The 22,300-nt window shown below is 66.0% G+C and carries 19 protein-coding genes; 3 read left to right on the top strand and 16 right to left on the bottom strand.

Translation table 11 applies throughout. The features are described from left to right. Window positions 1-6 precede the first annotated feature (6 nt). From CIT40_RS25370 to CIT40_RS25300, 15 genes are all read right to left on the bottom strand, one after another. On the bottom strand, window positions 7-1,029 hold the full coding sequence (locus tag CIT40_RS25370; protein ID WP_094891177.1) for a xanthine dehydrogenase family protein molybdopterin-binding subunit: 1,023 nt from the start codon (window positions 1,027-1,029) through the stop codon (window positions 7-9). Window position 1,030: 1 nt separating this feature from the next. Then, window positions 1,031-2,623 (bottom strand): xanthine dehydrogenase family protein molybdopterin-binding subunit, encoded by a 1,593-nt coding sequence (locus CIT40_RS25365; protein ID WP_094891178.1) that lies wholly within the window; start codon window positions 2,621-2,623, stop codon window positions 1,031-1,033. A gap of 12 nt (window positions 2,624-2,635) precedes the next feature. Continuing rightward, complete coding sequence (locus tag CIT40_RS25360) at window positions 2,636-3,112, bottom strand: (2Fe-2S)-binding protein (RefSeq protein ID WP_094891179.1); 477 nt, start codon at window positions 3,110-3,112, stop codon at window positions 2,636-2,638. A gap of 4 nt (window positions 3,113-3,116) precedes the next feature. Further along, window positions 3,117-3,935: an FAD binding domain-containing protein gene (locus CIT40_RS25355; protein WP_094891180.1), complete on the bottom strand. Its 819-nt coding sequence runs from the start codon at window positions 3,933-3,935 to the stop codon at window positions 3,117-3,119. A 2-nt stretch (window positions 3,936-3,937) separates the two neighbouring features. Continuing rightward, window positions 3,938-4,381: an SRPBCC family protein gene (locus CIT40_RS25350; RefSeq protein ID WP_094891181.1), complete on the bottom strand. Its 444-nt coding sequence runs from the start codon at window positions 4,379-4,381 to the stop codon at window positions 3,938-3,940. Between the two features lie 2 nt (window positions 4,382-4,383). After that, a complete protein-coding gene (locus CIT40_RS25345; RefSeq protein WP_018643039.1) occupies window positions 4,384-4,821 on the bottom strand; it encodes an SRPBCC family protein in 438 nt (145 codons plus the stop codon). A 9-nt stretch (window positions 4,822-4,830) separates the two neighbouring features. Then, window positions 4,831-7,737 (bottom strand): flotillin family protein, encoded by a 2,907-nt coding sequence (locus tag CIT40_RS25340; RefSeq protein WP_094891182.1) that lies wholly within the window; start codon window positions 7,735-7,737, stop codon window positions 4,831-4,833. A gap of 26 nt (window positions 7,738-7,763) precedes the next feature. Beyond that, on the bottom strand, window positions 7,764-8,597 hold the full coding sequence (locus tag CIT40_RS25335; RefSeq protein WP_094891183.1) for a phosphoenolpyruvate hydrolase family protein: 834 nt from the start codon (window positions 8,595-8,597) through the stop codon (window positions 7,764-7,766). A gap of 3 nt (window positions 8,598-8,600) precedes the next feature. Continuing rightward, window positions 8,601-10,805 carry an ABC transporter permease gene (locus CIT40_RS25330; protein WP_094891184.1) on the bottom strand — a complete coding sequence of 735 codons (2,205 nt, stop codon included), beginning with the start codon at window positions 10,803-10,805 and terminating at the stop codon, window positions 8,601-8,603. After that, window positions 10,798-11,580, bottom strand: coding sequence for an ABC transporter ATP-binding protein (locus CIT40_RS25325; RefSeq protein ID WP_094891185.1), 783 nt, complete (start codon window positions 11,578-11,580; stop codon window positions 10,798-10,800). Before CIT40_RS25325 ends, CIT40_RS25330 begins: the two co-directional genes overlap by 8 nt. Further along, window positions 11,573-12,649 (bottom strand): branched-chain amino acid ABC transporter permease, encoded by a 1,077-nt coding sequence (locus tag CIT40_RS25320; RefSeq protein ID WP_094891186.1) that lies wholly within the window; start codon window positions 12,647-12,649, stop codon window positions 11,573-11,575. The genes CIT40_RS25325 and CIT40_RS25320 overlap by 8 nt, the downstream gene beginning before the upstream one ends. 1 nt (window position 12,650) lies before the next feature. Further along, window positions 12,651-13,661, bottom strand: coding sequence for a branched-chain amino acid ABC transporter permease (locus CIT40_RS25315; protein WP_094891187.1), 1,011 nt, complete (start codon window positions 13,659-13,661; stop codon window positions 12,651-12,653). A 443-nt stretch (window positions 13,662-14,104) separates the two neighbouring features. Beyond that, window positions 14,105-14,932: a helix-turn-helix transcriptional regulator gene (locus CIT40_RS25310; RefSeq protein ID WP_094891188.1), complete on the bottom strand. Its 828-nt coding sequence runs from the start codon at window positions 14,930-14,932 to the stop codon at window positions 14,105-14,107. A gap of 125 nt (window positions 14,933-15,057) precedes the next feature. Beyond that, window positions 15,058-16,308 carry an ABC transporter substrate-binding protein gene (locus tag CIT40_RS25305; RefSeq protein WP_094891189.1) on the bottom strand — a complete coding sequence of 417 codons (1,251 nt, stop codon included), beginning with the start codon at window positions 16,306-16,308 and terminating at the stop codon, window positions 15,058-15,060. Between the two features lie 1,144 nt (window positions 16,309-17,452). After that, window positions 17,453-17,968, bottom strand: a complete 516-nt coding sequence (locus CIT40_RS25300; protein ID WP_094891190.1) for a YciE/YciF ferroxidase family protein — start codon at window positions 17,966-17,968, stop codon at window positions 17,453-17,455. Window positions 17,969-18,056: 88 nt separating this feature from the next. Here CIT40_RS25300 and CIT40_RS25295 point away from each other — a divergent pair, with 88 nt between their 5' ends. The 3 genes from CIT40_RS25295 (at window position 18,057) to CIT40_RS25285 (ending at window position 21,064) form a co-directional block, all read left to right on the top strand. Beyond that, the gene (locus tag CIT40_RS25295; protein ID WP_094891191.1) at window positions 18,057-18,251 is read left to right on the top strand and encodes a hypothetical protein; all 195 of its coding nucleotides are present in this window, start codon (window positions 18,057-18,059) and stop codon (window positions 18,249-18,251) included. A gap of 124 nt (window positions 18,252-18,375) precedes the next feature. Beyond that, entirely contained in the window at window positions 18,376-18,558 is a 183-nt protein-coding gene (locus CIT40_RS25290) for a hypothetical protein (RefSeq protein ID WP_148667231.1), read from the top strand. Between the two features lie 184 nt (window positions 18,559-18,742). Further along, window positions 18,743-21,064, top strand: a complete 2,322-nt coding sequence (locus tag CIT40_RS25285) for a molybdopterin guanine dinucleotide-containing S/N-oxide reductase (protein ID WP_094891192.1) — start codon at window positions 18,743-18,745, stop codon at window positions 21,062-21,064. A gap of 23 nt (window positions 21,065-21,087) precedes the next feature. Here CIT40_RS25285 and CIT40_RS25280 read toward each other — a convergent pair whose 3' ends face one another. Then, the gene (locus CIT40_RS25280; RefSeq protein WP_162307669.1) at window positions 21,088-22,074 is read right to left on the bottom strand and encodes a helix-turn-helix domain-containing protein; all 987 of its coding nucleotides are present in this window, start codon (window positions 22,072-22,074) and stop codon (window positions 21,088-21,090) included. Window positions 22,075-22,300 lie beyond the last annotated feature (226 nt).

Genomic DNA, 22,300 nt, shown 5'->3' with positions numbered 1-22,300 from the left:
GATCCTCTAGCGCCGCGCCTGCGGCCGTGCGCCGCCCTGGCTCTTGATCGCGCGCAGAACCTTTTCCGGCGTGATCGGCAGGTCGTCGATGCGCACGCCGACGGCGTTGAAGATCGCGTTGGCAACGGCCGGCAGCACCGGGTTGGCGCACATCTCGCCGGGACCTTTGGCGCCGAACGGACCATCGGGAGCGGGGCGTTCCAGCACCGCGATATCGTGCGGGCAGATGTCGCCGGGGCCGGGCATCAGATATTCGACGAAGTCGCGCGGGCCGTGAACGGGATCGGGATAATAAGGCTCCGGAGTCTCGTAGAGCGCGTGGCTGACGCCCATCCAGGCGCCGCCGACCAGTTGCTGCTCGACCAGACGCGGGTTCAGCGCGCGCCCGAGTTCGTAAGCGGAGTCCATCCGCACCATCGCGACTTCGCCGGTCTCGTCGTCGACCTCGACCTCGGCGACGAGGCAGGCATGGGCGTAACAGGTCGCCGGCGACATCTCGCCGGTTTCAGGGTCGACGTTCGACAGCGGCACCAGAAAGATGCCACGGCCCGAAATGGTCTTGCCCTGCTTGAACTGCGCGGCAATCGCGACATCCTTGGTCGAGATCGAGCGATGCGGCGCGCCCTTGACGTGGATGTTGCCGCGGCCGTCGGTCTCGAGATCGGCGGCATTGACCTCGAGCTCCTCGGCTGCGGCCTCCATCATGACCCCGCGCGCCTCGCGGGCCGCGGCCATCACGGCATTGCCGACGCGGTGGGTGCCGCGCGAGGCGAACGAGCCCATGCAATGCGGGCCGGTGTCGGAATCGGCCGTGTCGACATAAACGTCCTCGACCGGCACGCCCAGCGTCTCGGCGCAGATCTGCCGCGTCACCGACTTCATGCCTTGGCCAAGGTCGATCGACGACAACGCCACCGTGAACTGGCCGCTCGGATTGGAGTGAACCAGGGCCTGGCTCGGATCGCCGCCGAGGTTCATGCCGATGGGATAGTTGATCGACGCCATGCCGCGTCCGCGATGCCTGGTCATGTCAGCGTCTCCTGGTGCCAAACACCGACGAGAACCGGGTCGCGCCGTGGGATGGTGCGGCCGGACGCGGCGGGGGAGGTGGCGGCGTTGGTGGGGGCGGATCGCGCGGTGGCTCTCGCGTTGCAGTCACCGGCGCGCGGTCATAGCTCGTGCGCTGCTGTACAGGCGCAGCCAGACGGCTACGCGAATCCGTCGGCGTCGGTGGAATGGCAGCGCGGCTGCCGCCGCCGTCCTTGCGCGAGGAGGCGCGCTTGAACTCGTCGCGGATCGGCCATTTGGCCTTTTCGGCGGCGACCTGCACGCATTCGATCAGCGCGGTGTTCTTGGCCTCGCGCCGGTGCGCCTTCATGTCGCCGTCACGATAGGCGTTGAGAATGCGGAACTCCATCGGGTCCATGCCGACGATGTTGGCGAGCTTGTCCATCTGGCATTCGATCGCAAAGTCCATCGCGGTGACGCCGAAGCCGCGCATGGCGGTCGCAGGCGTGCGGTTGGTGAAGACGCAATAGACGTCGCCATAGACGTTCGGGATGGTGTACGGCCCCGGCAGATGCGCCGCGCACTTCACCGCGGCGTAGCTCGACAGCCTTGTATAGGCGCCGCTGTCGAAATAGGCGTGGACTTTGCGGGCAACAATGCGGCCGTCGCGCATCACGCCGTCCTTGATGTAGATGCGTTCGGCGCCGCGCGGCGGACCATACTGCATCTCCTCCTCGCGCCCGAACACGTAGCGCACTGGGCGTCCCGTCAGCATCGCGCCGAGGATGGCGAGCGGCTCGGTCAAGGTATCCACCTTGCCGCCGAAGCCGCCACCGACAGTGCCGCCGATGAAGTGGAAGGTGTTGGAGGGCACGTCCAGAATCTTGGCGCAGGTGTCGACGGAGAAGAACAGCGCCTGGGTCGAGGTGTAGACGACGTAGCGGCCGTTGGTGTCGGGCGCCGCGATGGCGCCGTTGGTTTCGGTGGGCGCGTGCTCGATCGGCGACATCTGGTAGCGCTGCTCCAGCACGTGATCGGCGCTCGCGAGCGCCGCATCGGCATCGCCGAAGCGCAGGCGCTGATGGTCGTAGGCGTCATGATAGATGAAGGCGTTCTTCGGATAGGTCTCGTTGACCACGGGCGCGCCGGGCTTCAGGGCATCCTCGACGTCGAACACGGTCGGCAGGGGTTCGTAATCGATCTTGACCTTCGCGATCGCCTCGAAAGCTTCGCGCTCGCTTTCGGCGATGATGGCGAGGATCGGCTCGCCCTTGTAGCGGACCTTGTCGAACGCCAGCGAGGGCTCGTCGTCCTTGCCGAAATTGATCAGGCTGAGCAAGGTGTTGAGATTGACCGGCACGTCGGTGCCGCGGATGATCCTGCGCACGCCGGCCGAACGTTCGGCCTCGGTGGTATCGATGCGGCGGATCCTTGCATGCGCCTGTGTCGAGCGCGCGACCTTCAAGTGCAGCATGCCTTGCAGCTGATGGTCGTTGAAGTAGCTCGACGTCCCCGTGACATGGCCGAGCATGTCCTGGCGCTGGGTGCCCTTGCCGATTTCCTTGAGGTTGTCGTCGCGCTCGTCGGCGAAAATGTCCTTGCGCAGTTCCAGCATGATCGCGCCCCCTTACGCGCTGACCCGGCCGCCGGCGGCGGCGAGGATGGCGTTGATGATCGGCTCGTAGCCGGTGCAGCGGCAGATGTTGCCGGAGATGGCTTCGATGACCTCGTCGCGGCTCGGTGAGGGATTGCGGTCGAGCAGCGCTTTTGCGGCCATCAGCATCCCCGGCGTGCAATAGCCGCACTGGGCGGCGAAATGGTCGGCGAAGGCGCGCTGCAGCGGGTGTAAATTCGGGCCCTGCTTCATGCCGTCGAGCGTCTCGATCGAACGGCCGGCCACCGTCTCCGCCAGCGTCAGGCAGGAGAGATGCAGCTCGCCGTCAACAAGCACGCTGCAGGCGCCGCAGCCGCCCTGGCCGCAACCGAATTTCGGCGTCATGTCGCCGATCAGCTCGCGCAGCGCCACCAGCAGATTGGTGCCGCCGTCGACGAAGATCGCGACGTCGCGGCCGTTGTGACGAAATTGCAGGGGTATCTTTGCCATGGCGCTATTCCTGTCCCGACAGAAGGCGCCGCAGATGGACGCTGACGATCTCGCGGCGATACCAAGCGCTGCCGAGCGCGTTGTCGGATGGCGATGTTCCCTCAGCTGCGGCGGATGCGGCCGCCGCAATGGTCGTGGCATCCAGCGAGCGGCCCTCCAGCGCACGCTCGGCGGCTCGGGCGCGGATCTGGGTCGGCGCCATCGATCCCAGCGCGATCCGGGCGCCTGCAATCCGGCCGCCACTGATCGGCAGATGCGCCGCCAGCGTGACGACCGAGCCGCCCTTTGGCTTGATGCGGGCGATCTTGCGGTAGCGGAACGCTTCGCTGCTCGCCGGCCGGGTGCAGGAGACCGAGAGGACCAGGCTTCCAGCCTGCCGGTCGCGCGCCTGCAAGAACTCTTCGATCGGGATGTCGCGTGACCCAAAGCCGCCCGCGACCGCCACAGTGGCATCGAGTGCCAGCAGGGCCACGGTGAAATCGCCATAGGGACTGGGCGCGAAGAGATTGCCGCCGACCGTGCCCATGTTGCGGACGGCAGGCCCGCCGATCGAGCGGGCGGGCGCGTGCAGGAAGGCAAGGTCGCGTTCGGCAAGGACCCTCGCGAAGGTGACGCCGGCGCCGAGCGTGACGCGTGGCCCCGAGGCGTCGATCCGGGTCAGCGCCTGGTCCTGGGCGCGGATGACGGTCGCGATCGCAACATCGCCCTCGTTCAGCGCACGCATCACCAGCGTGCCGCCGCCGAGATAGCGCGCGCTGCGGTCCGAGGACAGCGCCCCGGCCGCTTCGCTTACGCTTGCAAACGTCTTCACTGTCACGGCCATGATTATGCGGCCTCCTTCAGATGACGGCGGATCGCCTCGAACCCGGCCTGGTAAATGTCTTCCGCGACCATATGCGTGATGCGGTCGCGATCCTCCAGCCTGGTGGTGAAGCGCGACTCCCAGTGCCAGAAGGTGCGGTCTCCGTCGGTGACCGGCAGCAGCCGGACATGGGCGACGTAGTTGAACATCGGCACCGGCGTATCGAGCAGGCAATAGCTGAAGGACTGTTCGAGGTCCGACAGCGCCAGCAACTGCTCGCGCAGCTCGGAGCCGTCGTTGAGCTTGAACCGCCTGATGCAGCCGATCTTGTCGGAGGACTGCGCGCGCTCGATCGAGGACGTCGCGACGACCGGGTGCCAACGATCGTGCCCGTTGAAATCGCGCAGCACGGTCCACACCGCTTCGGTCGGTGCGTCCAGGATCGTGCTCTTGACGATATGCGGCACGGCTAACCTCCGAACACGCGCTTGAGCGCATCGAAACCGCCCTGGAACACGCCGCCGCCGATATTGCTCACGAGCTCGGTCTCGCGCTCCGGCGCGCAGTCGAATTCGGCGGTCCATTCCATGAAAGTCTGGTCGCCGTCGGTGACGGGGGTCAGCCGCAGGGTCGCGACATAGTTCTCGACACCCATCGGGGATTCCAGGATCGAATAGGTGCAGAACATGTCGTAGTCGGAGAGGCCGAGCAGCTTCTCGCGGATGCGGTCGCCGTTGCGCAGGCGAAAATCCCGCACGCAGCCGATCTTGTCCGAGGGTTCGCCGCCCTCGATACGGCTTTCGGCGATCGCAGGATGCCAGTTCGGCAGGCCGTTGAAATCGCGGACCCGCGCCCAGACGCGGTCGTTGCGGGCATTGACGACGGTGGAGACGTAAACGCGAGCCATGGCGCGACCTCAGCTCTTCTTCTTGGGCCCGGCCGGCGGCTCGCCTTCGGCCGAGGGGGTTGGTGCGGCCGCCGGCTTGTCGCCGCCACCTCCGCCTCCGCCGCCCTTGCGCGCGGCTTCCTTGATACCTTGCATGTCGCGCGCTTCGCGGATCAGGCCGGGCATCTTGGAGAGACTGCCGCCTTCGACGCCGATGTCGGCGAGGATCGAGTCGATCAACGGCGCCTGAACCCGATAGCGCAGGGCAGAATCGATCACCTCGTCGGTGGCGCTGCGCCCGCCATTGCCGCCATGGCCATTGCCGTTGAGGCCGTCGACCTGGAGGATGCGGATGCCCTCGATCTTCTCCATCGGCTTCACGCTTTCGCGGACGATGCCCTCGATCCGGTCGAGCAGCTTGCGGCGGAATAGCGAGTAGCGCGCCTGATCGGTCAGCACGTTCTCGGCTTCGTTGAGCATCCGCTGCGCCTCGGCCTCGACGGTGGCGCGTACGCGCTCGGCCTCGGCGGCGATGCGGGTCTCCTCGGCCTGCTTCTCCGCCAGCAGCACCTCGATCGTCTTGCGCCGCTTGGCGATCTCGCTCTCCCGCGCGGTGACGACGCGTTCGGTGGCTTCCGTCGCGCGCATCCGTGCTTCCTCGGCCGATGCCTTGGCGGCGGACTCTTCCAGGGACTTCAGATGAATGGCAATGGCCTTCTCCATCAGGACGGTCTCGACCTCCTTCTCGCGATTGACCTCGAGCTTGCGCAGCTCGCGCTCGCGGCCGACGCGGGCCTCGTCGAGGCCCCGATCGGATGCGATCCGTGCGCGCTCGACCTCCTCGCGCGAGGCGATCTCGGCTTCCTGCAGGGATTGAACGCGGGCGACCTCCAGCTGCTCGATCGAGCGGCGACGCTCGATGCGGGCGGCTTCCAGCGCCTGCTCGCGCGAGACGTCGGTGGTCTCGACCTCCTTGCGCGCCACGATCTCGGCCTGCCGGACCTGGCGGTCGGCATCGATCCGCTCGGACTTCTTGGTCGACAGCGCGATGACGCGGTCCTCGTCGGCGATCTCGATCGCCTTCTTCTGCTCGATGTTGAGCACCTCGCGCTTCTTGGAGGAATTGATGCGCTCGGCCTCCAGCGCCAGATCGACGGTGATGCGCTGGCGCTCGATGGCGTCACGCCGCTTCAGCTCGGCTGCCTCCAGCACGCCGGTGCGCTCGATTTCGAGCGAACGGGTGTCGCGCTCGGCCTGGATGCGCTCGGCCGCAACGGCCTTTTCCTGGGCGATGCGGGCTGCCTCGATCGCCTCGCGGGAGGCGATGTCGGCTTCCTCGACGGCGCGGTTGCGGGCGATCTCCAGCGAGCGCACGCGCTCCTCCTGGGCAATGCGTGAGGCCTCCGTGGTTTCGCGCGCGGCGATGCCGGCGACGTCGAGCGCCTGGTTGCGCTCGATCTCCAGCTGCCGCGTATTCTGTTCGGCGGCGATGCGCTCTGCGGAGAGCGTCCGCTCGCGGGCGATGCGGGCGGCCTCGACCGCACGCTGCGCCTCGATCTCGGCCTCCTGGATGGTGCGCACCTGCTGGATCTCCAGCGCGCGGGTGCGTTCGTCCGACGAGATGCGCTCGACATTGACGATCAGGGTCTGCGCGATGCGGGCCTTCTCGGTCGCCTCGCGCGCGGCGATCTCGGCCTCGTCGACGGCGCGGGTGCGCTCGATCTCGCGGCGGCGCGTCTCCTCCTCGTTGGCGATGCGGGCGTCGGTGACGACGCGGTCCTGCTGGATCCTGGCCTTTTCGATCGCTTCGCGCGCCGCGATCTCGGCTTCCTCGACCGTGCGCATCCGCTCGATCTCGCGCTGGCGCACCTCGCGCTCGGAGGCGATCCGCGTGGTGTCGATCGAACGCTGGTTGGCGATCCTGGTCTTCTCGATATCCTCGCGCGCCAGCAGCTCCTTTTCCTCGATGGTGCGCGTCCGCTCGATCTCCTTCTGGCGGGTCTCGCGCTCGGAGGCGATGCGGGCCTCCGCGATCGCCTGGTCATTGGCGATGCGGGCGCGCTCGATGGTCTCGCGCGCGGAGATCTGCGCCTGCTCGGCCTCGGTCTCGCGCAGCGCCCGCTCGCGGGCGACTTCCGTGCGCTGGAGCGCGCGGCGCATCTCGATGTCGCGTTCCTGCTCCAGGCGCGCGGTCTCGCTCTCGCGCTCGATCTCCAGCGCCTGCCGCTCGGCCTCCAGGTTGCGGGTGCGGATCTTGATCATCGAGTCCTGCTCGATGTCGTTGCGCAGCTTCCGCTTGGCCTCGATGTCCTGCATCAGCTGGGTCAGGCCTTCGGCGTCGAACCGGTTCGACGGGTTGAAAAATTCGAGGTCGGTCTGGTCGAGATCGGTGATCGCGACCGATTCCAGCTCGAGACCGTTCTGGGCGAGCGCCTCCGTCGCGTTGGCTTTGAGGCGGGCGACATACTCGCCGCGTTGCTCGTGCATCTGCTCCAGCGTCATTTCGGAAGCAACCGAGCGGATCGCCGAGATGAACTTGCCGGCGAGGAGAGCGTGGAGCTGCTCGGGCTCCATGGTGCGGCGGCCGAGCGTGGCGGCTGCGATCGACACGGCCTCGCGGGTCGCCTGCACGCGGACATAGAAGTCGGCCTCGATATCGACGCGCATGCGGTCGCGGGTGATCACGGCGTCCTGCTTGGACCGCACGATGCCCATCGGCAGCACGTTCATGTTGACCGGCGTGTAGTCGTGGATGAACGGCATCACGAAGGCGCCGCCGTTGATCACCACGCGTTCGCCGAGGAAACCGGTGCGGACGAACGAGGTCTCCTTGGAGGAGCGATGGTAGAGCCAGTTCACGATATAGACGCCGACCACGATCACGACGATCGCGACGATCAGCCAGAGGATCAATTCACCGACCAGATTGCCCGACATCTTTCCCTCCCTCGTACCCTCAGGCGTTATCGCGCGCCGATCGCCTTGAATTGACGCACCTGCTCCGTCAGCGCCCGTTCCACCGGCAGCCGCTCCATCGAGGACGCGCCGTAGAAGCCGTGGCAATGGCGGGTGTTCTTCATGATGAAATCGGCATCAGCGGGATCCGCGATCGGGCCGCCATGCGCCAGCACCAGGATCTCAGGATTGACGCTGAGCGCGGCCGAGGCCCAGGTATCGATCCGCGCCGGGCAATCCTTCAGCTTCGGCGCCGTCTGGGCGCCGATCGAGCCGCCGGTCGTCAACCCCATGTGACAGACGACGATGTCGGCACCGGCGATCGCCATTGCGGCGGCTTCCTTCTCGCTGAACACATAGGGGGTCGTCAGCATGTCCTTGTCGTGCGCCTTGGCGATCATGTCGATCTCCAGCGCATAGGACATCCCGGTCTCTTCGAGATTGGCGCGGAAGGTGCCGTCGATCAGGCCGACGGTCGGAAAGTTCTGGACGCCCGCGAAACCGAGCGCCTTCAGCTGGTCGAGGAAGACGTCCATGTCGCGGAACGGATCGGTGCCGTTGACGCCCGCGAGCACCGGCGTCCTGGTGACCACGGGCAGCACTTCGCTCGCCATTTCGACAACGATCGCGTTGGCATCGCCGTACGCCATCAGGCCGGCGAGCGAGCCGCGGCCGGCCATGCGGTAGCGTCCGGAGTTGTAGATCACGATGAGATCGACGCCGCCGGCCTCCTCGCATTTGGCTGACAGCCCGGTGCCGGCGCCGCCGCCGACGATCGGCTCGCCGCGCTTCGCCATCTCGCGGAACCTCTTCAGCAGTGCTGCGCGTTCAAACCTGGCCATCGGTCACCTCGCTAGTCTCCGCCGGGCGCCGGGTCGCCCGAACAGGGTTCGGAACGCACCGACGATGGCGGCGGCGAAGTCGGGATCGTTGATGTTCTTCGGCGTGCGAATGAGCTGGCGATGACCGGTCTGCCGCACGGTGCGCTCCAGCGCGCGGAACAGCGCGGCGTCCGCATCGGGGTCCCAGAACGGCTGGCCGCGCGCGTCGAGCGCGGAGACGCCGCCCTCGGGGAGGAAGAAGCGCACGGGTCCGTCCATCTGGTTGAGCCGCTCACCGATCCAGCGGCCGATGCGCTCGTTCTCTTCGACGGTCGTCCGCATCAACGTCACCTGCGGATTGTGGACGTGGAATTTGCGGCCGCGGTAGCGCTCGGGAATCGTGTCGGGCGCGCCGAAATTGACCATGTCGAGTGCGCCGACCGAGCCGACATAGGGTACGCGGCTGCGGATGATCGCGCCGAAGCGGTCGTCGGTGGCGGGAAACACGCCGCCCATCAGGAGATCGCAGACCTCGGTCGTGGTAAGGTCGATCACGCCCGCGAGCTGGCCGGACTCCACGAGTTTCTCCATGGAGCGGCCGCCGACGCCGGTGGCATGGAAGACCAGGCACTCGAAATCGTCGCGCAGTTCGGTGGCGATCTTCTGCACCGCCGGCGTCGTCACGCCGAACATGGTGATGCCGACCGAAGGCAGGCCGCCGGCGGGTCGGGCCTCGCGCGTATCGAGCCTCGCCTTGACCATGCCGGCGAGGGCATGGGCACCGTTGGCCAGCACCGCGCGCGAGATCGAGTTCAGCCCCTGCACGTCGGTGACGGAGTACATCATGGTGATGTCGGCGGGGCCGACATAGGGCCCGACATCGCCGGAGGCGACCGAGGAGACGATCAGCTTGGGCACGCCGACGGGAAGCGCGCGCATGCCGGGGGCGACCAGTGAGGCCGCGCCCGAGCCGCCGGCCGAGATCACGCCGGCGACATTGCCCTGGCGCCGCAGCCAGCTGGCAAACGCATCCGCCATCGCGGTCACGGCCGCGCCGCGGTCGGGGCCAAATACGGCGGAGCCGCCGCGGCCGTGGTTCAATGCGATCTCCTGCGCGGAGACGTCGCAGCTTGAATGCTTGCCGCTGGTCGAGACATCGACCAGCCGCGTGCGCAGGCCGGTTTCGGCGATGATGTCGCGGATGAAGCGCAGCTCGAGACCCTTGGTGTCGAGCGTGCCGACCACCAGCACGACGGGCGGCCCGGCGGTCTGCCCCGGCATTGGATCGCGCTTGCGCCGGTCGCTCTCATCAAGCCGCGCGACCTGCGTCGAAAGCGTGCGCGCTGCAGCCTCGATGCGGGCGATCGGTACCGGCTGCGACCACCTTGTCGGCAGCGTCGGGTTGGAGACGTAGATACGGACCGGTCCGTCGCGGCGCGGCGCCGGCGCCGGCTTTGCCTCGGTCGCGGAGGCGGAGATATCGATATCGTCTTCGAGCTCGGCGTGAAGGCCGACACCGAGCAGGCGCTGCTGCAGCGCGCGGTCGGCGGCGAGCCGGGCGGAGTCGATGATGCGGTTGATGCGGCCGTTGACCATGATCGCGACGTTGCGCGAGACCGCGGTGGCGACGCCGATATTCTGCTCGATCACGAGCACGGACATGTCGCCGTCCTCACCGAGCCGTAGCAGCATCTCCTCGACCTGCGCCACGATGACCGGAGCGAGACCTTCGGTCGGCTCGTCCATGATGAGCAGCTGTGGATTGGTGAGAAGCGCGCGCGAGATCGCCAGCATCTGCTGCTCGCCGCCCGAGAGCTGGCCGCCGCCGTGGCCCTTGCGTTCGGCAAGGCGCGGGAAGGTGTCGTAGATGCGCTCGACGGTCCAGGCTCCGGATCGCAGCCCGCCGGCCAGCCGCAGATGCTCGTCGACGCTGAGCGAACGCCACAGCCGGCGTCCCTGCGGCACATAGCCGACGCCGAGCCGGGCGATCTGGGCGGAAGGCCGCCGCGTGATGTCCTCGCCGCGGACACGGATCGAGCCGCCGCTCACGGCGACCAGCCCCATGATGGCCTTGCACAGCGTGGTCTTGCCCATGCCGTTGCGGCCGACGACGGAGAACACGCCGGATTCCAGCGTGAGGTCGACCCCCTGCAGCGCGTGCGAGTGACCGTAATAGACGTCGAGCCCACGGACCTCGAGTGCGGCGGTGGAGCGGCGGGCCTCATTCATGGCCGCCTCCGAGGTAAAGCTCCTGCACCTCCGGATCGGACTGGATCTCTTCCGGCAGGCCCTCCTTGAAGATGCGGCCGTTGTGCATCATCGTGACGCTCTCGACCACGCGCAAGGCCACGTCCATGTCGTGCTCGATGATGATGTAGCCGATATGGGGCGGCAGCGAGGTCAGGATCTCGATCAGCTCGGCGCGCTCGGTCGGCGACAGGCCCGCGGCCGGCTCGTCGAACAGCACGAAGCGCGGCGCGCCGGCGAGTGCGAGCGCGATCTCGAGCTGGCGCTGCTGGCCGTGAGCGAGTTCGGCCACGCGCTGATCCTTCACGGCGGACAGATGCACCGCCTGGACGAGATTGTCGGCCGCGTGCATCAGGGCATCGTTCTGTCCCGGACGCAGGAACGAGAAGCGACCGCGCGAGACGCCGCGGCAGGCGAGATAGACGTTGTCCTGCACGGTGAGGCCGGGAAACAGCGCGGAGATCTGGTAGGTCCGGCGCAGCCCGCGGCGGATGCGTTCATAGGGCGGGAAGTGCGTGACGTCCTCGCCGAAGAAGCGGATCGTGCCGGAGGAGGGCGGGAAGTCGCCGGTGATGCAGTTGAACAGCGTGGTCTTGCCGGCGCCGTTGGAGCCGAGCACGGCGCGGCGTTCGCCGGGACGCACGGTGATGGTGACGTCGGTGAGCGCGGCGAGCGCGCCGAACAGCCGCGTCACGCCGCGCAGCTCCAATGCGGCGCCGGCGCCGACGGCCGAAAGGCGTTGGGCGACGCTATCCATGGCGATGCCCTCCACCGGAACGGCTGGCGCTGCCGCGCTGGCGCCAGCGCTGCCACAGCCCGATGACGCCGTCCGAGGACCAGAATACGATGGCGAGGAAGCCGAGCCCGATCAGCAGCCGGAAACGGTTGCCGTCGAGACCGATCCTGACCAGGAAATCGAGCGCGAAGGTGCGCAGCAGCACGAAGATCAGCGCGCCGATGAAGGGTCCGATCGGGCGCGTGATGCCGCCGACGACGGCGATGATCAGCACGTCGATGCAGGCGCCGACGCTGACGGAGCCCGGCGAGATCTGGCGGTAGTTCCAGACCTGGAGAACGCCGGCGAGCGCCGCGATGAAGGAGGCGAAGGCATAGGCGGCGACGCGGTGCGCGTTGACGTTGAAGCCCAGCGCCGCCATGCGCCTGGGATTGTCGCGCACGCCCTGCAGTGCAAGGCCGAACGGCGCGCGCGAGAGATATTCGACCGCAAAATAGCAGAGCGCCGCGACCGCGAGCACGATGTAATAGAAGGGAATGTCGGCACGCCAGTTGACGCCCCAGAAGTGCGGCGTGGCCACGGTGTTGATGCCGGTATGGCCGTTGAAGATCGCCCAGTTCTGGTTGGTGAAATAGTAGAAGGCAGCGCCGATCGCCAGCGTGATCATGATGGTGTAGATGCCTTCGGTGCGTACCGCGAGCGCGCCGCCGAGCGTGCCGAAGGCGGTCGCCAACGCCAGCGCCATGGGCACCGCGAGCCACCACGGCCAGCCCAGGCTGATATTGGCGTTGCCGCTGACCCCGAACACGGCGACCATGTAGGCCGAGAAGCCCGCGATGGTGAGCTGCATCAGGCTGACCATGCCGCCATAGCCGGCGAGGAACATCAGGCTCAGCGCCATGGTGCCGAGGATCAGGGTGGACGCGAAGATCTCGATCAGGAAGAAGCCGTTGGCGATCAGCGGCATGATCAGGAGAATGACCGCGACGATCCAGGCCGCGGGATGGTTGATCTCAGGCCAGATGCGCGCCGGGCGCTGCGCCAATGCGGCGGGCCGTACGGTGATGCGGCTATCGTGGGCGAGCGACATCTCAGCGCCTCGCCAACAGGCCTTGCGGCCGGATCGCCAGCACCAGCACCATGATCAGGAAGGTCACGACGATGGCATAGGTCGGGATGTAAACCGAGCCGAGCTGCTCGGCGAGGCCGATGATCAGCGCGCCGAGCGCCGCGCCGGCGATCGAGCCCATGCCACCCACGATCACGACGACGAGGGAGGCGAGGAGGAAGCGGATGTCTTCGCCTGGCGACAGGGATTGGAAGGTGCCGCCGACGACGCCGGCGATGCCCGCAAGTCCCGCGCCGAACGCGAACACCAGCACGAAGACGAGCTGGATGCGCACCCCGGTCGCCGCGAGGATATCGCGATCATCGACGCCGGCGCGAACGATCATGCCGATCCGGGTGCGGTTGAGAGCAAGCCACATCGCAACACCGATGACCACGGACGCGGCGAAGATCACGAGCCGGACCATCGGATATCTGAGATAGACCGGTTCGCCCGAGGACTTGATCGCCGTGACCAGCGGCAGGTCCACGGGGCCGATCAGCCAGTTCGGAGTCTGGATCTGGTAGAAGTCGCCGCCGCAGGCCCACAGCATGAGATCGGCGAACACGATCGACAGGCCGATCGTCACCATGGTCTGCCTGAGATCCTGTCCCTCCATCCTGCGGAATACGATCAGCTGAAGCAGGACGCCGACCAGCGCGGTGAGGATGAAAGCGACGATGAAGCTGAGGATCCAGGAACCGGTCGCCGTGCTGACGGCGTAGCCGACATAGCCGCCGAACAGATAGAGCGAGCCGTGCGCGAGGTTGACGTTGCGCATCAGGCCGAAGATCAGCGTGAAGCCGCTGGCGACGAGGAAGTAGAGGCCTCCGAGCGTGATGCCGTTGAAGACCGCGTTGAGGAAGACGCGCTTGCGGCCGATGGCTTCTTCGAGGCCCGGCGGCCAGATCGCGAAGACCAGCCACAGCCCGACGGCAATGGCGATGATCGAGATCAGCGCCCAGGCCGGATGGCGTTCGACAAAGCGGCTCATGGCTTCACCTCGCCCCGCTTGCGGCAGGAAAACCGCATAACGAGAACGGGGTCTCGCTTGCCCATCCTTCGCGACGCCCGCTTTGGCGGGCTCCTCAGGATGAGGGCAGAGCATGCGGCAGCAGGCTCAGCCGGCCCGATTCCGATCAGCCTCATCCTGAGGAGACCGCGGAGCGGTCGTCTCGAAGGACGAGGCGCTTGCTCGGGCCGTTCCAAGAGATCGCTCGGGCGCGCCGAAACAGGTCGCGCAGAAGGCGCGAGTCTACCCCAACCCTCTCCCCGCGAGCGGGGCGAGGGGGCATGCAAGCCGTTGCCGGCTGCGAGCCCTGCCATGGACGAACGTCCTCCCGTCGGTCGCGACCCTCTTTCGGGATCGCGTTGCCCGCATCCTAGCGAGGCTGCGGGAGTGACGTTTGATCGTGAGTATCTTTTCGTGGTCCGCGCTCAGGCGCGCAAAATCTTGGCTGCGCGACGATAATCGGTCGGCGCCATCCCGACATTGGCGGCGAAGAAGCGGGTGAAGCCGCTCTGCGAGGAAAAGCCGAGATCAAAGCCGATATCGGCGATCGGCGCCTCGCTCGCCACCAGCGCTTCCAGCGCCTGTTCCATGATCAGCGTGTTCAGATAGAGGTTCGGGGTCACGCCGGTCTGGACGCGAAACAACCGGTAGAAATGCGGCCGCGACAGGCCGGATTCTCGCGCGATGGTGTCGAGCTCGATCTCGGCGCCGGGACTTTCCGACATCATCTTGATGCACTTGCGCACGCGAAAATCGGTGACGGAGCCGTTTGCCCGAGGATCACGCGCGATCTCGGCCTGCTGCCAGCTTTCGTCGTAGCAGATGTCGATCAGCCGCCGCAGTTCGGAATCCAGGCTGGAGAGCGATGGTGCGCCGCACACGAGCGCGGCGGTCCGCCTGATATGCTTGTCCAGCGCCGGCGTGCGCCGGATCTGGGTGCGGCCGAAACGCATCCGGTGGGTGCCCGAGGCATCCGGCGCAAACCATTCGGCGTTGACATAGAGCACGAAGAAGATCGCGCCGCCGTCGAGATCGGCGGGCAGGAAATTGTGCGGCTCCCAGGGATTGATCGCGACAACGGACGTCTCGTCGAGATCGTGGTGTCCGTCGGAGACGTCGATGCATGCGGGCATGCCGCCGACATGGAAGATCAGATGACCTTCACGATGGGCGTGGATATTGAAAGGGCGGTTCAACTGATAAACCGTCGCCCGGCCAAACCGGCCATGGAAGACGGCGAGCGCACGGCTCATGCCTTCCCCTCCCGAATGTTCTTGTCTTTTCGCTCAACGTTCATCAACGCCGGCGAGATTGCAAGAGCGGAGAGCGACCGCGTCAGCGAGTCGCTCCCCGGTTTGTGCATCGCAGGGGTGATGCGTCAGTATTTCTTACATTCCGGAACGGTGCGGCTCGGCAACCCGATCTTGGAGAAAACGGCCGGGTCGTAGCCGAGCGTCTGGTTGACGTTCGGGATCACCTTCACGACCTTGCTGAACAGCGCGCCCTTGCCGTCATCGACCACTTCGGTGACGAAGTTGGTGCCGATCGCCTGGCGGTTGGCATCGAGCTTGATCTTGCCGTTCGGCGCGTCGATCTCGATCTTGGCGAGGGCTTCCTTGTACTTGGCCTGGTTGTTGGAGAGATCGCCATTGACCGCGCGCAGCGCCAGGATCAGCGCCATGGTCGAGCCGTAATAGTTGGTGGCGAGCAGCGACGGGCTGGGGAATCGCTTGTTGGGCGGGAAGGCGTCTTGATAGGCCTTGACGAATTTCTGCCAGCCCGGATCCTCCCAGGTGTCGGCCTGGCCGCTCGCCGCAATGGTGCCGACCAGGGCGTTCTTGGCGTTGCCCTTCGACGACAGGATGGTCTGGTCGATCATGATGGAGCCGCCCATCAGATGCGCCTTGCCACCGGCCTGCTGATACTGGTTGAGGAAGTTGACGGCGTCGGCGCCGCCGAGCCCGAGATAGATCGCGTCGACGTCGTCGGGCAGTGCCGCGATGACCGAGGCAAAGTCCTTGGTGCCGAGCGGCACCCATTGCCGGTTGGTGACCTGTCCGCCGGCGCCGCAGAACTCGAGCACGAGGCCGAACACCTGGGTGTAAATGAAGGAATAGTCCTCGCCGACGGTTGCGATCTTGCGATACTTCTTTTCCTCAAAGGCGTATTTGCCGAGGCCGACCTGCCACTGCGCGCCGTCCATGTTGTAGCGGAAGAAGTTCGGGGCAGGATCGACATAGGTCGTTTCCTGCGCGCCTGAGGCCGCGTTGATGAAGGTCAGCTCGGGATGGGTTTTCGCGAAATTCTTGACGGCGATGCCCTCGTCGCCGGAGAGCGGCGAGAGCAGGATCTGCACCTTGTCCTGCTCGATCAGCTTGCGCACGGCGCGCACTGCGCTATCCGGCGTTGCGTCGGTCGAGGCGACGATGAACTCGAGCTCCTTGTCGCCGACCTTCTTGCCGAGGACGTTGAGCGCCGTCTGGTGGCCGCGCATGCCGTCCTCGCCGAGCACCGTGTAGGTGCCTTCGAGGGTGGCGGTCACGCCCACCTTGATCTTCTCCTGGGCGAACGCGGCGGTTGAAAGAAACAAGCTGCTCAGCGCGAGCAGTCCCACACTGCATTTCGACATTGTGCTCCTCCCTGTGTGTCGTCTTTTGTCGCCACGTGGCTCTCGAAAGGCCCGCGGCTTTGAAGAAGAGGCTAACCGAAGTCGGATGCGGTGCATGGGTTGGTGCCTCCTTTGGTTTGACGGGCAGTCTCATTTTTGGATGGTGCGACGCAAATGGTTCCGCGGTGCAGCAGGCGGTCCCGCCGCGTGGAGGCTGCTCGACGGAGACGAACGCCATGGCTCCCGGCGGAGCGTTGCCTGTGTCGCCTTCTGTCAATCCGCCCGCGCGAAGATATTCCACTTTACCGAAATTCGGTTTCGGCGTATGTGTCGTCCATCCCGGCTCACCCAAGAGGGGCGACGTGAAGTCGTCATGTTCGCGAGCCGGGCTTGCGGTGGACGCGGCAGCGTCGGCACGAGAGGTGCGGGCAGGGCGGGTAGTCCCTGTGAGCTCGCAACCGCGTGCGGACGACGGCGCTGTCAGGCTTCGTCTCGTTCGTAAGTTTTCGGCTCTGTCGACGGAGTCGGAAATACTGCGGGCGAAATGGCGGGCCGTGCGTACGGCAAAACCGTGTGGTCCTGACCGTCGTTGCTACGGTCAAGTTCTGCGAAGGTGCGAGCGAGCCCAACCGGGCGGACTGCATCATCCAAATTTGCGGGGCGAGGGAGGCCAGAAGGAAAGTTCGGCTCCCGGGAGATCACGGTATAAGCCGTGCAACCATCGCGCAGGGAAGGCCGAGTGATCGGCGACACCTGTATGCTGCTGTGCGGTTCTTTCTGCGTGTGCATTTTCGCGCAGCGGACCGCGGGTGCCAGTCGGCACCCGGCCTTCCCTGTGCCCTCTTGGATCAGAGGGTAGCTAGACTAGCCAAAGCTCGGGCGAATTGCGCCGCGGGAACGAGAAGGCATGTCTGCAAGCTGTTTGCCACGAGCTCGATCTCGTAGGGTGGGCAAAGCGAAAGCGTGCCCACGTCTTTAGTTGCTGATGGAAGGAGACCGTGGGCACGGCGCTATGCGCCTTTGCCCACCCTACGGCACCGATGCCTCCTCATACTCCGTCATTGCGAGGAGCCCGCGACAGATTGTGAAGCAATTTTGCACTGGCGACGAAGCAATCCGGAACATCTCCATGAGAAGACCCCGGATTGCCTCCCGCAGCTCCCGCTCAGGCCGCGTTGCTGGCCTTGGCGTTGACGCCCTTGCGAAGAGCCACCGTGTTCAGCTTGGTGTTGGCGGCCTTCTCTTCGTTCAGATTGGTCGTGAGAAAGCGCACGATGTCGTCGTGGCCGAGCTCTTCCGCCCATGCGATCAGCGTGCCGTAGCGGCACATCTCGTAGTGCTCCACCGCCTGCGCGTTGGCCACGATCGCAGCGTCGAGCACGGCCTTGTCCTCGATCTCGCCGGCGGTCTCGTCGGCCTCCTTGATGATGCCGTCGATGGCGGGACATTGCGTGCCGCTGGGCTCCTTGCCGAGCTTGGCAAACACCTTGCCGAGCCGCTCGACCTGCTTGTTGGTCTCGTCCAGATGGGCTTTCAGCCCGGTGACGAGATCCCTGTTGGTCGCCTTGTCGATCATCTTCGGCAGCGCCTTCAGGATCTGCTGCTCCGCGTAATAGATGTCCTGCAGCCCGTGCAGCAGCAGGTCTTCCATCGTTTTGATGTCCTTGGTGAAGAAACCCATAAATGACCACTCCTTTGACAAAAAAGATGACACTGGAACGCTCCACGATGACAGCTGTTCCATTCCGTGGTGAGACCAGGAGAGCCGAATGAGCGACGGAATTGATCATCTTGCGGGCCTGCTCGGACGCGCGGCAATGGACGTGTGGGGCGATATGCCCCGCGACATCCAGGAAGCGTTGTTCGAGACCGCCATGAAGGGCCGCGCGACCGAGCGCGAGGAGCTCGCCCGCCTGTTGCACGAGCGGCACCCGCGCACGCTTCATCCGACCCGGCCGGGCTGATCGCGCGGGTGGAACAATCGCACGCGGCGCTGATTGGTCAATTGAGCGAGGCGCTGCCGAATGGTTCACATCGGGCCGCGGGAGGCGCAACGTTCGACCGTCGGAAAATCCGTGAGCGATCGCCGTGACTGAGATGACCATCGGAAAATGGTACGACCCGATCTCGGAGCGGTGGATCGTGCCGCGTGAAGCGCGCGCTATCGCCGGATACGGCCGGTCCAGTGCCGAGAAGGCGCCGGACGGGCATGAGAGGGGCGAGGCCCAGCGGATCTGGCAATTGTTGGTGGATTGCTGCGCAGGCCAATGAGCCTGACATCGTCCCGGCCACATCGTCATGCGATCGCGAAGACTGCGGCGAACACCCTGCAAAGGCCTCCGGCCTCACGCGGGGCAGCCCAGCGTTTCCGTCAACGCTGATCTCGACGACGTCCGGATCGGATCAGTATATTACCACCCTGATTGCAGGCCGACGCGGGAATAAGGATCAGACGATGGACGATACGATTGGCTTCCCCGATCCCGGTCTCGACCTCTCGGATGGCTTCAAACCGCACACCTCGCACTGGGGCGTGTTTTCCGCACGTCAGAGCGCGGCCGGGCTGGAGGTCAGGGCCTATGCGGGCGATCCCGATCCGAACGGCATCATCGACAATTTCCCCGGCGCCTTGCGCCACCAGGCGCGTATCGCCCAGCCGGCCATCCGCCGTGGCTGGCTCGAGCGCGGGCCGGGCCCCGACGATCGCCGCGGCCGTGACGAATTCGTCTCGGTGAGCTGGGAGAAGGCGCTCGATCTCCTCGGCGACGAGCTGTCGCGCATCCGCGATACGCGCGGGCCTGGCGCCGTGTTCGGCGGCTCCTACGGCTGGTCGAGCGCTGGCCGCTTCCATCATGCCCAGAGCCAGGTGCATCGCTTCCTCAACATCGCGATGGGCGGCTATGTGCGCTCGGTCAATTCCTATTCCTCGGGCGCATCGTCGGTGCTACTGCCGCAAATCCTTGCCGGCTATGAGGATATCACCAAGCGCAACGTTACCTGGGACCAGATCGCCGGTCACACCGACATTGTGCTCGCCTTCGGCGGCATGGCGCTGAAGAACTCCAGTGTGGCCGGCGGCTCGATCAGCAAGCATGTCGAGCGCGGCGCCATGGCGGCGGCCCGCAAGCGCGGCTGCGAATTCATCCTGGTCAGCCCGCTCCGCGAAGACCTGCCCGTCGAGGCCGGTGCGGAGTGGATGACCTGCGTGCCGGGCACCGACACCGCCTTGATGCTCGGCCTCGTCCACACGCTGGTCAGCGAAGGCCTGCATGACCAGGCTTTCCTCGATCGTTACACCGAGGGATGGCCCGTCTTCCTGCGCTATCTCACCGGCGAGAGCGATGGCCAGCCCAAGCACGCCGAATGGGCCGCCGCGATCTCTCGGGTCGATGTGGACACGATCCGCAACCTCGCGCGCCGGCTCGCCGGAAAGCGCGCGCTGATCACCGTCTCGCATTCGCTGCAGCGCGCCGAGCATGGTGAGCAGCCGGTGTGGATGGGCATGGTTCTGGCGGCAGCGCTCGGCCAGATCGGCCTTCCCGGCGGCGGCTATGCCTATTCACTCGGGGCGATCGGCTATTACGGCCGCCGCGTCAACGACGTGCCGGGACCGACGCTGGGACAGGGCCGCAACGGCGTCGCCGATTTCATTCCCGTGGCGCGCATCGCCGACATGCTGCTCAAGCCGGGCAGTACCTATCGCTACAACGGCGAGACGCGAACCTATCCGGACATCCGCATGGTCTACTGGGCCGGCGGCAATCCCTTCCATCACCACCAGGACATCAACCGCCTCCGCAAGGCCTTTGCGCAACTCGATACGTTCGTCGTGCACGATCTGGCCTGGACCGCCACCGCCCGTCATGCCGACATCGTGCTGCCTGCGACGATGACGCTCGAGCGCGAGGACATCGGCTATTCCAGCAACGACCCTCTCATGGTCGCCATGCATCAGGTCGCCGAGCCGTTTGGGCTTGCGCGCGACGACTACGACATCTTTGCCGATCTCGCCGAGCGTCTCGGCGCCCGCGAACCCTTCACGGAAGGGCGTACCTCGCGGCAGTGGCTCGAGCATCTCTACGAGCCGACCCGCGCCTCGCTCGCCAGGCGCGGCCTGGAGGCTCCAGGCTTCGACGAGTTTTGGGCGCGCGGCAGCCTGGTCGTGCCGCAGCAGCCCGATGACGGCGGTCGGCTGCGCCGCTTCCGCGAGGATCCCGTCGATCACGCGCTGCCGACGCCGAGCGGGCGCATCGAGATATTTTCGGCCAAGATCGCAGCGCATAACGATGCGGATTGTCCGGGACATCCGGTCTGGCTCGACAAGACCGACACGCCCAGGCCTGGGGCGCCGTGCTTCCTCGTCGCCAACCAGCCGGTGACGCGCCTGCACAGCCAGCTCGATTTCGGCGGGCATTCGCTTGGCGCGAAACATCGCGGCCGCGAGGTCGCGCGGATGAACCCGGTTGATGCGAATGCGCGCGGCATCGCGGACGGCGACATCATCCGCCTGTTCAACGATCGCGGGGCGTGCCTTGCCGCGGTCCACGTCACCGATGGCATCGCGCCCGGTGTCATCCAGCTTCCGACCGGCGCCTGGTACGATCCGATGGATCCCGAAGAGGAGGCGCCGCTGTGCGTTCACGGCAATCCGAACGTGCTCACCCGCGACGTCGGAACCTCGTCGTTCGCCCAGGGCTGCACCGGGCAGCTGACGGTGGTCGAGGTGGAGAAGTTCACCGGCAATCTGCCGCCGATCCGCGCGTTCGATCCGGTGTAGCCCTCAAATGTCCTGACGCTGCACTACGCTGCGGCACTGGCGATCCAACCGATCTCCGGGGAACGCCGCCGCCGCGGCAGCGCTTCGACCTCGAGCCGCTCATCCCTATTGGCGAGCCGCCAGCGTGCCGGCGATTCCCCGCTGATGCGCTTGAACACGGTCGAAAAATGCGCCTGCGTGCTGAAGCCCACGGCAAGCGCGATCTCGGCCAATGGCCGCTCGGTGGTTGCGAGCAGCGTCTTCGCCTGCTCGGTCCGGTGGTTGAGCAGATATTCGCGGGGACGGTAACCGGTCGCGGCGCGGAATTGCGCCGCAAAATGCATCCGGGACAGGCCGGCAACGTTGGCGAGTTCGGACAGGCTGATGCAGCGGTGGAAATGATCTGCGATATATTGCTCGACACGCCGCAGCCGCCATTTCGGCAAGGCATTCACCCTGACGCGCGGCAATTCCATCCGGGTGAGATGCATCGCGAGCGTCTGGCCGATGCACTGCGTAAAACGCCGGTCTGCGGCATCGCTCTGCTCGATCAGCGCCTTGGCAAGCTCGGCGGCGAGTGGATCGCGCAACAGCACGAGGTCATTGAGCCCGTCGGCCGCAACGACATGCGCGGGAAGATGATCCGTGGAGATGTGGACGTGCAGGAAGGCGCATGGCGACTGGAATTGCACGCCGAGAGACTTCGACGGAGCAGTGACATAGAGCGTCCCCGCAGGCATCGTGCCGTCGAAAATGATCTGGCGGTCCCGTGTCAGCTTCGCGCGCGTGGTCTTCAGGGCGATGCCGATGAAATAGCGATCGTCCGGCGTGGTCGTTTCGTGCGACGAACTGCTCCGCGAGTCCTCCCATCGCGAGATGGTGACGTCCTCGCTCGCGCCGTCCGGTGCGGGATCGATCTGGCGCCATCGGCTCTCCCGGGCGATGACCTGCGCCGGGCGAAGAACCTCGTGATCCCGCGCGCCGGCCGGAAGACCGATCCAGGCATGTGCCGCGTGCAAATTGTTCGACATCGCTCGTCCTCTCCAGGTGCTGTGGCTGCTTGCGACGACCGGCAAACGCGCAAGCCCGATGCTTTCCATGCTCGGAGGATAGGCGTGAGCTGGCCAGGACGCCCGTTAGTGGTGATGAGGAGTTGTTAGATTTTGTGCATGTGCGCCAGGTGCGACAGCCCGCCGCAGACGTCTGATTAGGTGCAATTTGTCGGATTTCGCCCGGTTGAGGCCATCATGGAGCATT

This window comes from Bradyrhizobium amphicarpaeae (assembly GCF_002266435.3).
Classification (GTDB): Bacteria; Pseudomonadota; Alphaproteobacteria; order Rhizobiales; family Xanthobacteraceae; genus Bradyrhizobium; species Bradyrhizobium amphicarpaeae.
This window is presented reverse-complemented; position numbering and strand designations above follow the sequence as displayed.